The organism is Syntrophomonas palmitatica JCM 14374 (genome assembly GCF_001311885.1).
Taxonomy (GTDB): domain Bacteria; phylum Bacillota; class Syntrophomonadia; order Syntrophomonadales; family Syntrophomonadaceae; genus Syntrophomonas_A; species Syntrophomonas_A palmitatica.
On sequence record NZ_BBCE01000003.1, the window covers coordinates 1 to 13,293 of the forward strand.

At 48.2% G+C, this 13,293-nt stretch carries 8 protein-coding genes and 2 pseudogenes; 7 read left to right on the forward strand and 3 right to left on the reverse strand.

Annotated features, from left to right (window positions below):
• Nucleotides 1-73 precede the first annotated feature (73 nt).
• From JCM14374_RS02315 to JCM14374_RS13340, 3 genes are all read left to right on the forward strand, one after another.
• Nucleotides 74-4,636, forward strand: coding sequence for an InlB B-repeat-containing protein (locus JCM14374_RS02315; protein WP_172674127.1), 4,563 nt, complete (start codon nucleotides 74-76; stop codon nucleotides 4,634-4,636).
• 429 nt (nucleotides 4,637-5,065) lie between these two features.
• Nucleotides 5,066-5,206, forward strand: coding sequence for a hypothetical protein (locus JCM14374_RS13335; protein WP_157048915.1), 141 nt, complete (start codon nucleotides 5,066-5,068; stop codon nucleotides 5,204-5,206).
• The gene (locus JCM14374_RS13340) at nucleotides 5,203-5,367 is read left to right on the forward strand and encodes a hypothetical protein (protein WP_157048916.1); all 165 of its coding nucleotides are present in this window, start codon (nucleotides 5,203-5,205) and stop codon (nucleotides 5,365-5,367) included. The genes JCM14374_RS13335 and JCM14374_RS13340 overlap by 4 nt, the downstream gene beginning before the upstream one ends.
• 57 nt (nucleotides 5,368-5,424) lie before the next feature.
• On the opposite strand, the gene JCM14374_RS13345 is transcribed toward JCM14374_RS13340, so the two are convergent.
• Nucleotides 5,425-5,577: a Nif11-like leader peptide family natural product precursor gene (locus tag JCM14374_RS13345; RefSeq protein ID WP_172674129.1), complete on the reverse strand. Its 153-nt coding sequence runs from the start codon at nucleotides 5,575-5,577 to the stop codon at nucleotides 5,425-5,427.
• 292 nt (nucleotides 5,578-5,869) lie between these two features.
• Between JCM14374_RS13345 and JCM14374_RS02320 the strand changes: the two are divergent.
• The 4 genes and pseudogenes from JCM14374_RS02320 (at nucleotide 5,870) to JCM14374_RS02335 (ending at nucleotide 12,201) form a co-directional block, all read left to right on the forward strand.
• Nucleotides 5,870-8,197 (forward strand): annotated as a pseudogene (locus JCM14374_RS02320) (hydratase).
• Nucleotides 8,198-8,479: 282 nt separating this feature from the next.
• On the forward strand, nucleotides 8,480-9,637 hold the full coding sequence (locus JCM14374_RS02325) for a glycoside hydrolase family 130 protein (protein ID WP_054692986.1): 1,158 nt from the start codon (nucleotides 8,480-8,482) through the stop codon (nucleotides 9,635-9,637).
• Between the two features lie 316 nt (nucleotides 9,638-9,953).
• Nucleotides 9,954-10,788 (forward strand): annotated as a pseudogene (locus JCM14374_RS02330) (AraC family transcriptional regulator).
• A gap of 90 nt (nucleotides 10,789-10,878) precedes the next feature.
• On the forward strand, nucleotides 10,879-12,201 hold the full coding sequence (locus JCM14374_RS02335; protein ID WP_054692988.1) for an MATE family efflux transporter: 1,323 nt from the start codon (nucleotides 10,879-10,881) through the stop codon (nucleotides 12,199-12,201).
• A gap of 10 nt (nucleotides 12,202-12,211) precedes the next feature.
• Here JCM14374_RS02335 and JCM14374_RS02340 read toward each other — a convergent pair whose 3' ends face one another.
• Together JCM14374_RS02340 and JCM14374_RS02345 are read right to left on the reverse strand one after the other, a co-directional pair.
• Nucleotides 12,212-12,394 carry a hypothetical protein gene (locus JCM14374_RS02340; protein WP_054692991.1) on the reverse strand — a complete coding sequence of 61 codons (183 nt, stop codon included), beginning with the start codon at nucleotides 12,392-12,394 and terminating at the stop codon, nucleotides 12,212-12,214.
• Nucleotides 12,395-12,498: 104 nt separating this feature from the next.
• Nucleotides 12,499-13,230 carry a hypothetical protein gene (locus JCM14374_RS02345; RefSeq protein WP_054692994.1) on the reverse strand — a complete coding sequence of 244 codons (732 nt, stop codon included), beginning with the start codon at nucleotides 13,228-13,230 and terminating at the stop codon, nucleotides 12,499-12,501.
• Between the last annotated feature and the right edge of the window lie 63 nt (nucleotides 13,231-13,293).

A 13,293-nucleotide genomic window follows, 5' to 3' on the forward strand; every position in this document is an offset into this window, starting at 1 on the left:
ACACAGTGAGTTTATGATTTATCATGATCAAAAATACCTAAGGAGCTTTACATGGTTTTTAGTTATGGTGTTTATGCTGGCGATAATGCCTGTGGTTATGCCGCCAATTGCTCAAGCAGTGACAACGATATCGGGAAGCGGCGATTATACCATTTCGGAAAGTGACGCGGTCTATCAAATTGACGGCAGCTACGGCGGGACTATAAGCGTCGGCGATGCGGTGTACCAGCCGAACAATATAACTATCACCGGTTCCTCCAGCAATGCCGTTCAGATCCTGATACCGGACAACAGGAATACAGGTCTGAATCTGACCCTTGATAACCTGAGCATCACGGATGCTGGCAGCGGAAAAAACTGTATAGAGATTCAGACCAATCAAACCGTTAATCTTTACATAAAAGGCTCCTGCTCGATCAATTCAACAAAAGGGGCTTCTATTCACGTACCAGCAGGCAAAACCCTGGTAATAGACAAAAAAGACCCTGCTGATGCTGATAGCAGCGATGTTCTGTCCGTAACGGGCAGTATCGGCGGTTACGGCGGACACAGGGGTGAAAGTGAAAGCGCCGGCAATATCACCATAAATGGAGGTTATGTAAAATCCAATCAGGCAACTAAACTTACGGCTGGTATCGGAGGTGGGAACGGTGGAAGCAGTGGCGTAATCACTATAAACGGAGGCATTATATATGCATGGGTTGGCGGTCAGGGTGCCGGCATTGGCAGCGGTTCAGATGGCAGAGTTAACAACATTACTATCAACGGAGGAGATATTACTATACGATGCGGCAGTGGCGGCCCGGCCGGTATAGGCGGCGGTATCGGAAGTTCCGGCGGTACTATCACCATAAACGGCGGGACTATAAATTCTACCGCATCGTGTGGAGGTACCGGCATCGGCCGCGTTGATACAATCAACATAACCGGAGGTACGGTAACTGCCACCGGGGGATATGGCGGAGCAGGCATTGGCGGTAATGACCGGGCCGGCAGCGGAAATATAAATATATCTGGAGGTAATGTAACCGCAACCGGCGGATCAGGCCAACTAAGCGATACGGAAATATACTGCGGCGGAGCAGGCATTGGTGGCGGTCATTATGGCGGCGGGAACAATATAAGCATAAGCGGAGGCACGGTGAACGCTGAGGCCGGATTTGGGGCTGCGGGTATAGGTGGTGGTGACGGTGCCGGCAGCGGCAATATCACCATAACTGGAGGTACGGTAATCGCAAAAGGTGGAGGTCGTGACAATGACTACGGCGGAGCGGGCATAGGCGGCGGCTGTAATGGGCAGGGCGGCAATATCACCATAACCGGAGGCAATGTGACCGCAACCGGCGGCACCGGCCGTTCAAATTACGGCGGAGCAGGCATCGGCGGTGGCTATAACGGCCGCGGGGGCGCGATAACTATAGATGGGCTGGCAACAGTCGTAACAGCAACCGGAGGAAGACTATCCGCAGGCATCGGCGGCGGTTATTTGAAAAGCAGCGGTACCATAATTATAAACGGCGGCACCGTAAATGCAACCGGCGGCGCCTATGGGGCAGGCATTGGCAGTGGGAAGTATGCAGGTTTATCCTATGATACGACCGGAAGTATCCGCATAAATGGCGGAAGTGTTACCGCAAAAGGCGGCGGGATAGCCGGAGCAGGCCTCGGCGACGGGTTAAGCGGAGCAGGCATCGGCGGAGGGGAGATGCATAACGGCGGGGTTATCACAATTTCTGGCGGGGATATAAAAGCGACCGGAGGATATGGCGGTGCAGGTATAGGCTGCGGCCGTAAGGAGGGTATTTTCGGACCTAATATCACCATCAGCGGAGGTAATGTAACCGCAATCGGAGGGTGCGGCCAGGTACCCCCCATGTCCAGCGATTACAGCGGAGCGGGCATTGGCGGCGGCCATGAAAGCGGCTTGGGCAGGATTATCATCAGCGGAGGTTCGATAACCGCAGTCGGAGGCAATAAAAGCGCAGGCATAGGAGGTGGACAGGGTGGTGAAGGTTCCACAGTGACAGTCACTGGCAATCCCACCATTATTGCTACCGGAACCAAGAACGAATCCGAGCATATAGGCTACGGCAGCGGCAGTTCAACAAACCCGGGTACCCTGAAAGACACCAATTCTAATGACCTGAGCTACCTGCGCTTTAACGTAATGGTCGGGGCCGGCAATATTTCGGGAGCAACGGTTACCCTGGATAATCATGATTATATTACTGACACAAACGGGTTAACCGGCTGCGTCGTTCAGAAGGGCACCGACGCAGTTTTATATACCGCCAAAGCCGCCGGCTATAGGACCCATATTGGCAGTATTATTCCTTCGGAGAAAATAGTTGAAGTACCCGCAGACATGAACTCGGGCTGCGCCGTAACCTATGACGGCAACGGCAGCACCGGGGGAAGTGTTCCAACGGACAACAATAATTACGAAGCCAATGTTCCAGTGAACATTTTGGGTAATACCGGAGGGCTGGTGAAAACAGGTTTTGGCTTTACCGGGTGGAATACAGCAGCCGATGGCAGCGGAGACGCCTATAATGCAGACAGTACCTTTGCCATGGGAACCGCCAATATTACACTATATGCCCAGTGGGCACCGGTTTATACCGTAACCTATGACGGCAACGGCAGCACCGGCGGGTCAGTACCGACGGACAGCAATCAGTACTATCAAAATGATACTGTAACCGTGATTGGAAACACGGGCAGTCTGGTGAAAACGGGTTTTGGCTTTACCGGGTGGAATACAGCAGCCGATGGCAGCGGAGACGCCTATAATGCAGACAGTACCTTTGCCATGGGAACCGCCAATATTACACTATATGCCCAGTGGGCACCGGTTTATACCGTAACCTATGACGGCAACGGCAGCACCGGCGGGTCAGTACCGATGGACAGCAATCAATACTATCAAAATAATTCTGTAACCGTGATTGGCAACACGGGCAGCCTGGTGAAAACGGGTTTTGGCTTTACCGGGTGGAATACAGCAGCCGATGGCAGCGGAGACGCCTATAATGCAGACAGTACCTTTGCCATGGGAACCGCCAATATTACACTATATGCCCAGTGGGCACCGGTTTATACCGTAACCTATGACGGCAACGGCAATACCGGCGGGTCAGTACCGACGGACAGCAATCAGTACTATCAAAATAATCCTGTAACCGTGATTGGAAACACGGGCAGTCTGGTGAAAACAGGTTTTGGCTTTACCGGGTGGAATACAGCAGCCGATGGCAGCGGAGACGCCTATAATGCAGGTGACAACTTAACCATGGGAACCGCTAACGTAACCCTGTATGCCCAGTGGGCACCGGTTTATACCGTAACCTATGACGGCAACGGCAATACCGGCGGGTCAGTACCGACGGACAGCAATCAATACTATCAAAATGATACTGTAACCGTGATTGGCAACACGGGCAGTCTGGTGAAAAGCGGATACAGCTTTGCCGGGTGGAACACCCAAGCAGACGGCAGCGGTACCGCCTATAGTGCGGGCAACATTTTGACCATGGGGACCGCGAACGTAACCCTGTATGCCCGGTGGACGATAATAACCAATAGCAATACAGGAGGTTCCTCATCTTCCTCGCCTGTCAACTCAACCACCAGTGAGGTTAAAGTATCTCCTTCACAGGGCAGTACGGTTAATCTAAACAGTGAAGCATCAGTCACTATACCCCCTGGAGCTCTCCAGGGCAGCGCTGATACCAATGTGGTAATAACCAGGCTGAGTACTCCGGCGGCTGTACCCTCAGGCTTTACATTGCTGGGGCAGACCTATGAATTCCAGGTGGGAGAAGCCAAATCATATACCTTCAGCAAGCCGGTAACCATCACCCTGGAATTCGACCCGGCCAGGGTTCCGGCAGGTACTGTTCCTGCTATCGGGTACTATGATACCAACAGTTCCAAGTGGGTTATCCTGGGCGGCACCGTCTCGGGGAATAAAGTAACCATAACCGTCGATCACTTTACCCAGTTTGCTGTTCTGGCCAAAAATGAGGCAGCTGGTAATTCCGAGGCCAGTCAAGAAACGCCGAGTCCTTCCCGGGTTAAAAAAATCTTTTCCGATACCTATAAGAATTGGGCTCGGACTAATATTGAAAAGCTGGCGGAAATGGGAATTGTCAGCGGTTATCCGGATGGCAGCTTCCGGCCGGATGGAAAAATCACCCGGGCGGAAATCGTTACCATACTGGTAAAAGCCTTGAACCTGAAGACCAACGGAAATAAAGCGCCCTTTCAGGATACTGCCGGCCACTGGGCACAAGACGGCATTGCCATAGCGGCGGCCGAAGGTATTATCAGCGGCTACGGCGATGGCTGCATGAGGCCGGACAACCTGATAACTCGAGAAGAGTTGGCAGTCATGGTTGTCAACGCGGCCAAGCTGCAGGAGGCCAGCGGGGATACTTCCTTTACCGATAACGCCCTCATATCTTCCTGGGCCAAGGGGAGTGTACTGGCGGCGATGAAAGCCAACATGCTAAAGGGCTACCCGGACAATACCTTCCGGCCGCGGGAACATGCCACCCGTGCGGAGGCAGTAAGTGTTATTGTTACAATAATGCAGGAAAGGGATAAGAGAACAGATACGGTGTCCCAGTCCTAAGATTATCTTTCATCGTCAGCATTGCCGACAGATTGGCAAAGCTATTACTTTTCAGTGAGTTCGGACGTTCTTGGTGTAACATAGCAAAATACAATAAGCCTTGGGTGTTAAACTAAGATACTTTGGCAGACGCAAAAAAACGAGGGGCCAGTCCTTCAATAAGTCCCATCGACCAGCCGTCCGGAGCTATTGATTTCTATATGCCCCTTCCCGATGACGTTTATAAAAATGGAAGTAAAATTTGGAGATGGCAAAACGAGGGTAAATTACCCTCGTTTCATATTATATCTGTCGAGTTGTACGGTTTCCAATAGATATATATTTTTTTATGTGTAGCTTTGATTAGATGCGACCAGGTTTTCAAATTCACTGCTTATATACTATAATACTATATCATGACCAATCGTAAAATGGGGGGGGTGTGCGACCATGAACATACAGGAGTTTATCAGCTGCCTGGATGGCAGTGATGCGGCATTGTTTGAGCATATGAGCCGATGCAAGAATCCGGATGAGGCTTATGCGGCCGCTCAATCCTATGGCTTGGAAGCCAGCCGGGAGGATTTGTGACTGAAATGGACCGGCTGTACAAGGCCCTGCAGGAACTGACGGAAGAAGATCTGATCAATGTCGCTGGCGGAGGCGCAGTTGATGTGTCAGACTCGGTAGTTGAATCGGTCGCCAGCGGCGTTTCCATTGCCGCCGCCGCCGTCTTGTGGACCAGTGCTTGAGGCGCGCTTCCCCGGTAACCTGCTCAAAACGATTAACCGGAGAGGATGTCATCGATGCTAAAATGGTCGGTTTACTTTCAGAATATCCCCTTCAACGCCGTATTCCTGAGCAATGGCATAGGCCTCTTCCGGTTTCTTGCATTTGGACAACCGATCCGCCAGATTCTGATCGCTGCCGTCCAATTTGGCAATGAATTCTGACATTTGCATTAACATACACCCTTTCAATATAACTTAATGAAAACACAGGAATAATTACCGGGATGCACCATGAAGATCTTGATCTGGCGAAACGAATGAAATCTGTCGTGCGATTCGGCTAGTTTTAAAATCAGCAGCCTCCGAACAACTCTAAAATAATTGTAATTTGGTTTTATCACACAAGTCAACGCAAATCTGTTCCATAAACGTTCACTATTATTACTATGGCGTGATGTTGTGTTAAAATACTAATTGGTTTTATCTAATACTTATTTATTGACATTTATTTGGAGGTGCTGTTTTGGTTCGCTTAGTAAATAACGGGGTATTCCTGTGGAACAGGAAAACCCTTTTGCAGCTTCAGGATGATAGGGCTCATATTTTAAATGACAGTGCAGACCTACCTCCCGATATTAGCAAATTGGATCGTGACCAGGCCAGGAAGAATACTATTACTTATGGCATTTTGTCTAAACATAATACTTCCGGCGATATGAATTATCTGAAGCTTCGCTTCGATGTCCTGGCTTCGCACGACATTACCTACGTGGGGATCATTCAGACTGCGCGGGCCAGCGGTCTGCAGGAATTTCCGGTTCCGTATGTTTTGACCAACTGCCATAACAGCCTTTGTGCGGTGGGAGGTACCATTAATGAAGACGATCACGTTTTTGGCCTGTCTGCGGCGCAGAAGTATGGAGGGATCTATGTCCCGGCCCATCAGGCGGTAATCCATCAGTATATGAGAGAAATGATGAGCTGCTGCGGCAGCATGATCCTGGGCTCTGACAGCCATACCCGTTATGGCGCACTAGGTACTATGGGAATTGGCGAAGGCGGCCCTGAGTTGGTAAAACAGCTCCTGCAAAAGACCTATGACGTAGCCTGCCCGGATATCGTTGCCGTCTACCTGGAGGGGAAGCCCAATCCGGGGGTGGGTCCGCAGGATGTGGCGCTGGCTATTATCGGGGCGGTGTTTGGCAACGGTTTTGTTAATAACAAGGTCCTGGAATTTATCGGCCCCGGCATCGCGGAATTATCCGTGGATTACCGCAACGGCATTGACGTTATGACCACCGAGACCACCTGTTTAAGTTCTATTTGGGCAACAGACGACAAGGTAAAAGCCTACTACAAAACCCACGGCCGTCCCGAATGTTACAGCAAATTACAGCCGGGCAAAGTTGCCTATTATGATGGTCTCATCATGGTTGACCTGAGTAAGATTGAACCTATGATTGCCCTGCCTTTCCATCCCAGCAACGTGTTTACCATTGCCGAGCTTAACCGGAATGCCTATGATATTTTACGCAGTGTAGAGGCAGAGGGGCAAAAACAGATCGAGAATCCCGACATACAGTTTAAATTGACCGATAAGATTGTAGGCGGCAAGCTCAAGGCGGACCAGGCGGTAGTAGCCGGCTGTGCCGGCGGTTCCTTCGAGAATTTGTACGAAATCGCCGCCATGGTGGACAGGCGCTCGATTGGCCATGGGGAACTAGCTTTCAGCGTATACCCCGCCAGCCAGCCGATCTACTACGAATTGATCAGAAATAACGCTGCCGCAAAAATGCTGGCGGCGGGTATAACTATTAAAACCGCCTTCTGCGGCCCATGTTTCGGTGCCGGTGACGTACCGGCCAATGGAGGTTTGAGCATCCGGCATTCAACCCGCAACTTCCCCAACCGGAGGGTTCGAAACCAGGTGAAGGCCAGATTTCTTCGGTAGCCCTGATGGATGCCAGATCGATTGCCGCTACCGCTTTGAATGGCGGCATTTTGACTCCGGCTACCGAGGCGGCAATTAAGCCTGCAGGGTAAGGTATACCTTCAATGCGGAGATATATGCCAACCGGGTATATGATGGTTTTAAAAAGCCTGCCATTAACGAGTCTCTCAAATTTGGCCCCAACATCGCTGACTGGCCGGCCATGAGCGCCCTGCCGCAGAACCTGGTGCTGGAAGTAGCTGCGGTAATTACTGATCCGGTTACTACCACCGATGAGCTGATTCCTTCCGGGGAGACCTCTTCCTTCAGGTCCAATCCGCAGAGATTGGCTGAATTTACATTATCAAGAAAGGACCCTGGTTATGTGGCAAAGCCAAGGCCATAAGAGATCTGGAGATGGAGCGGCGCAAGATTATAGAGCATCCGGAAAAAAAGCCGGTTATCTCAGATGAACTCAAAGCAATCGCTGCCAGGGTTATTTCTCACAACAGCCGATTTGCCAGCGTAGCTGAACTGCTGAAAACCGTAGAAATCGGCAGTGTGGTATACGCAATTAAGCCAGGCGACGGTTCCGCGCGCGAGCAGGCGGCCTCATGCCAGAAGGTACTGGGAGCCTGGGCCAATATTGCGGTCGAATATGCCACCAAAAGATACCGCAGCAACCTTATAAATTGGGGAATGCTTCCGTTTACCGTCGACAAAGACGTGAGCTTCGAGGCGGGGGACCTGGTTTTTATCCCGGATATTCGAGAAAAACTACAAAACGGTGATGAAGTAATTAAGGCTCAGATCATCGGCAGCCAGGGCATGAGGGAAATCAACCTGTTTTTAAAGAAGCTGTCAGCTGATGAACGGGATATCATCCTGCGAGGAAGCCTGATTAACTATTATTCGGTATAATTATTTTGTGTGGCCTGTTCAGCCAACAAGCAGCCTCTTTAGTTTGATTTAGTTTTAACATGTTGCGCATCCATTTTCTTAATATAACCAATTCTTAGACTAAGACCTGGTTTACAAAATTGTGGACCAGGTTTTTGTTTTCACTTCATCAGGGCGAAGAAGCATTTGGCAAAAAGAACTAATATTATTCAACAGTAATCCCAGAGTAAGGGACTTTTATAGAATTTTAGTTTACAAATTAGCATAATCTAAAAATTATACCCAATAAAAAGGAGAAAGAAAATGGGTTGTACGCAAGCGCAGGTTAAGTTAAGTGAATTTGAGGGGATAGTAACGATTAATGAACCGGTCTTACGCTATCCTGGCAACCCAATATTAACATGCCATGAAGTCAATAAAGCCTGGGGAGACGATAACCGTCTATATGCTTACACGGTTCATAACGCGGGAATAGCAACAGTGACAGACGCTAACGGCAAGAGTCAAACTATAATGCTGTTTCGTTCCCACATTGCAGATGGGCGCAGCGTAATTGGCAAAGCTGTAAGTGATAACGGCCTGAATAATTGGATAGTGGATTCCAGACCATTCCTGTTGCCTGCGACAGAGAATGACATATATGCTGAAGGCGTTGATATAAGTTCTGTTATTGAAGCTGAAGCCGGCGGGGTGGAAGATGTCAGAATTAACCCGGTTGGCGGCGGGTCACATATATTGACATACAGTGCTTATCACGAACATATTCCCGATAGGGTGGTGGTAATGCTGGCGGCAACCAGGGACTTTAAGACGGTTGTTCGCTATGGCCCCATTTCCCAGCAGGATATGCGCAATGTAGTCATATTCCCTGAACCTGATACGAATGGAAATTGGATAGCCTTGCTTCGCCCCAACGATAAAGTAAAGGAAAGGTCCGGTTTCAGTCACATCGGCGGTTCATTTGGAGAAATATGCGCTGGTTTCGCCCCCAGTCCTACCGGACCATGGGAAATAAGCCATGTAATTATGCGAAGCGGTCACGGACCCAGTGCATTCCAGGCTAAGATCGGGCCAGGCGCACCGCCAATCAGGACTCGGTATGGGTGGCTGAATATATTTCATGGCGTACGTTCAACCATGGCGGGCAACCCGTACACCCTTGGCGTGGCTTTCCACGATCTTGCAGACCCAGCCAATCCTAATAAAATTCGTATCAGCGCTAAACCGATATTAATGCCGGCTGCAAGTGATTGTTCGGTAAAAGAGACTGATTACATTCACGTTCCTAATGTAGTATTCAGCTGCGGCGCATTAGCCGGCAAGGACGATACGGTTGCCATATATTATGGCGGTAATGATACGGTAATGAATGTCGGGCTGGCCAATATACAGATTCTCAATGAGCTGTGCAACCTTTTCCGCCTCGACCCATTGACCGGTAAACATCTATATTTAGTGTAATGGCTGATTCCCATAGGGTGTCAAGGGGACGGTTCTCTTGACACCTGGCCAAATGGACAAAAAAGGTGTCAAGAGAACCGTCCCCTTGACACCCCTCCCCTTGACACCCCTTGACACCACGCTGATCGCCCTGCCTGCGGGTTTATCGATTATGCTGCCTTTTGCAGATGCTATAGCAATACAAACATTGAACAGACTAACTTCTGTGATATAGAATAAAAGCAGGAATGAATCCCGTTTTTACCCCGAATGGACCTTAATTTAAAATCTTATAAGGTTATCGTCTTTGGATCATGGGCCGGGGGAGTTGTGTGTTATGATTACAAACAGATTCGTGAATCAGAGTATTGAATATATCATGCAACATTTAGATGAGGAAATATCCGTTGAAGATGTTGCCAACCATTGTCATTTTTCAAAATACCACTTTAGCAGAATCTTTAAAGCAGAAACCGGGGAAAGCATCTATGCCTTCATCAAACGGTTAAAGATGGAACAAAGCGCTTTTAGGCTGAAGATTGAAAAAAACAAGTCGATTACCGAAATCGGATTTAATTATAGATACAGTCCATCAAATTACAGTTCCGCATTTAAGAAGCACTATAATATCTCTCCGGCAGAATTCCGCAAGGGTATGAATACTTCGTTTGTAAACCATCCTATTTTTCCTGATAAGTTAGCCAGATTTAAATCATTTGCAGAATACAATCAACGGATTACCATTCAGGAGATAAATGATTTGGTGGTTATTTATGAAAGACATATCGGGAACTATATTGAACTGGGAAAAAACTGGTGCGACTTCACAGAAAAAATATAAGGATTATTTGCAGGCAGATACCCTTTTGATTGAAAGGTCTTACGACGATCCTTCCATAACCAGTATAGAGCAATGCTTATATGACGTCTGCATGACGGTTGATGAAAACTGTTCATTGGATAATGTTACAACGATACCAGGCGGCAAATATGCGGTCTATCAATTTGAGGGCCGAATACCGGAGATATTTGCTGCTTTCCAGGGAATATTCCACATTTGGCTGCCGGGCAGCGGCTATGAAATGGATGCAAGATATGGATTTGAAATTTATCGGGCTGTTGATAATGATAATATGTGTTTTGTAATTGATCTATATATACCGATTCGATAGAGCAAGAATTCAGAAGTATAAAAACAGGCTTCTTTCTATAATTGAACTGCTGCTTAAGCAATAGTCCGATTTGAAAGGAGTCTGTTTTTTATGGATTTACAAAGGATAAAAGATAAAACGGCAGTCATGATTTTCCAATTTTCCATCCCCTCTATAATATCTATGGTCCTCACTTCACTCATAACCATAGTTGATGGGTTCTTTATCGGCAATTATGTTGGGAAAGAAGGTATCGCGGCTGTAACACTGGGTTTGCCGGTATTATATGTTTATTTAGCGATTGGTATTATGTTTGGTGTCGGCGGTATTGCGATTGCGGGAATAGCGTTGGGAGCGCAGGATCTAAAGAAAAGTAATGATGTTTTTAACCAAACGGTTGTTTCTGCCATAATTGTATCGGTATTGATAAGTCTGCTGGTATGGTTTTTTTTCAACCCTATTATGGGTCTGATGAATATGGATGCCCAGGTTGCCCGGTGTTTTTACAGTTACTATTCCATTATGGTATTAGCGTATCCGGTTATGATTGTAAATGCTGCCCTGGGTATGTTTATCCGGGGAGAAGGCAAACCCCAGCTTTTTATGATGATTAATATCTTAACGGTAATATGCAATGTGTTGTTGGATTATTTATTTATACGATTGGTTCATTGGGGCATAGGCGGCATTGCCTGGGCCTCGCTGATTTCTCTTAATATCGGGCTGGTTTGTATGGTTGGGTTTTTCCTGAAAAAATCAGATGTTTATAAATTCAGGTATTTTCAATTCTCTAAAAGCGTATTGCGGGATACGGTATTAAACGGCAGCTCAGAATTAATCGGACAGATGTCCCTGTGTATTTCAATGTTTGCCTATAACTGGGTAATAATGAAAACAGCGGGTGTTGCCGGGGTGGCTGCATTTACCATAGTAGGATATGTGGCGTATTTATTTAATATGGTTATTATTGGATTTGGACAAGGAGCCAGCCCCTTGATCAGTTTTTCTTATGGTGCGAAAGAACTTAACCTTAGCCAAACGATTCGTAAGATGACTAATTTGCTGGTGTTCCTGACTGGAGCGGCAGCCATGATGGTTATGTTAATTGCTTCTGATTGGTATAGCGGTATTTTTGTCAATAGTAGAACGGTTGAATCTTTGATTGAATCAGGTATAAGTATTTTTGTTGTTTCTTTTTTATTTTCAGGAGTTAATACCATCACCTCCTTCTATTTCACTTCGATTGGAAAAGCAAAAGAATCAGCCCTAATTTCCTCATCCAGAGGATTGGTGGTATTGTTGATATGTATTTTAACTTTACCATCATTATTAGGCATGACAGGTGTATGGCTCGTGGCTCCTGTGACAGAAGCATTTACCATTGTGTTAAGCTTTGTTTTGATCAGCAAAAATAATAAATGTCTGGAGGGCTGATATATTGGTCTCACTGCGTTCTTACATATAAGTATGTGCTTTTTTGAACCTGTTTGTAGCCGGGATCCTTGGAATTAGCTGAATTTCTGCCGTAAACGGTGACGAGAATATCTGTCTTTCCAGTCTCCGTTATGGTGGCCCGGTAGGTGTTGCCCTGCTGTACTCCCAGCGAGGTGCTTTTATTGTTTTTCATGATAACGACTTCCATGTTGTCGCAGCCAGTCCCCACAGCGGAAATGGTTATAGTTCCGGGCGGGCAGGTCGAACCGCTGTAAGCATCAGAGGGACTGAGCAGCCTTACAGTCGGATGGGTAGTTCCGCAACCATTGCAGAGCTGGCTGATGTTCCCAGGGAGCCGGGGTCAGTGTCTTTGGGAGTGTTCCTGCCGTAGATGGTTACGGTGTAGGTACCGCCAAGCTGCGGCGTAAAAGATGCGCTGTAGCTGTTGCCGTTTTGCACCCCGAGCCAGGTGACCTGTCCCTTGGAGTCTTTATAACAGGCTGCCATGTGGTCGCAGCCTGTTCCGGAGGCGGATATGGTGACGGCTGTCCCAATAGTGGCCTTGGCGTTGTTCAGGGGAGCGCTTACGGCTACGGTTGGGGGCGGCAGCAGGGGGACAACCACCTGTGCTGATGGGCCGGAATCGTTGTCTGTTTTGTCCTGGTTTACGGCAGAGGTATTACCAGGGACAAGGAAGACAAAAGCCGGCATATCCACGTTATCCGCCGTTGCCTTGACCAGGTACTCTGCAGACTTGTTTTCTCCCAGGCTGCAGGTCAGGGTGAAGCTTCCGTCAGATGAGGAGGTGGTGCTGCCCGAATAGACCTGGCTGCCATTGGTATCCGTTATCTGGATGGATATGCCAGCGGGCGAACCGGAGCTGACTTTACCGGTCACCATGGCTGTGCCCGCCGCCATGTCGGCCGAGGCCGCCAGGGCGCTGATGGTAACAGACGCCAGAGCCGTCTGCGGCATTAAGGCCAGCAGTGCTGCTGCCAGGATGATCAGTATAAACGATAATTTTCTCATGTGCCGATTCCTCCTTTAAATATCAATACGGCATAATTTATCCCTGGTATACTAAATCATACT

Coding starts and splice junctions, on each gene's coding strand:
- JCM14374_RS02335 (WP_054692988.1), top strand. CDS start 10,879: ATGGATTTACAAAGGATAAAAGATAAAACGGCAGTCATGATTTTCCAA.
- JCM14374_RS13345 (WP_172674129.1), bottom strand. CDS start 5,577: ATGCAAATGTCAGAATTCATTGCCAAATTGGACGGCAGCGATCAGAAT.
- JCM14374_RS13335 (WP_157048915.1), top strand. CDS start 5,066: ATGAACATACAGGAGTTTATCAGCTGCCTGGATGGCAGTGATGCGGCA.
- JCM14374_RS02315 (WP_172674127.1), top strand. CDS start 74: ATGCTGGCGATAATGCCTGTGGTTATGCCGCCAATTGCTCAAGCAGTG.
- JCM14374_RS02325 (WP_054692986.1), top strand. CDS start 8,480: ATGGGTTGTACGCAAGCGCAGGTTAAGTTAAGTGAATTTGAGGGGATA.
- JCM14374_RS02345 (WP_054692994.1), bottom strand. CDS start 13,230: ATGAGAAAATTATCGTTTATACTGATCATCCTGGCAGCAGCACTGCTG.
- JCM14374_RS02340 (WP_054692991.1), bottom strand. CDS start 12,394: ATGAAAAACAATAAAAGCACCTCGCTGGGAGTACAGCAGGGCAACACC.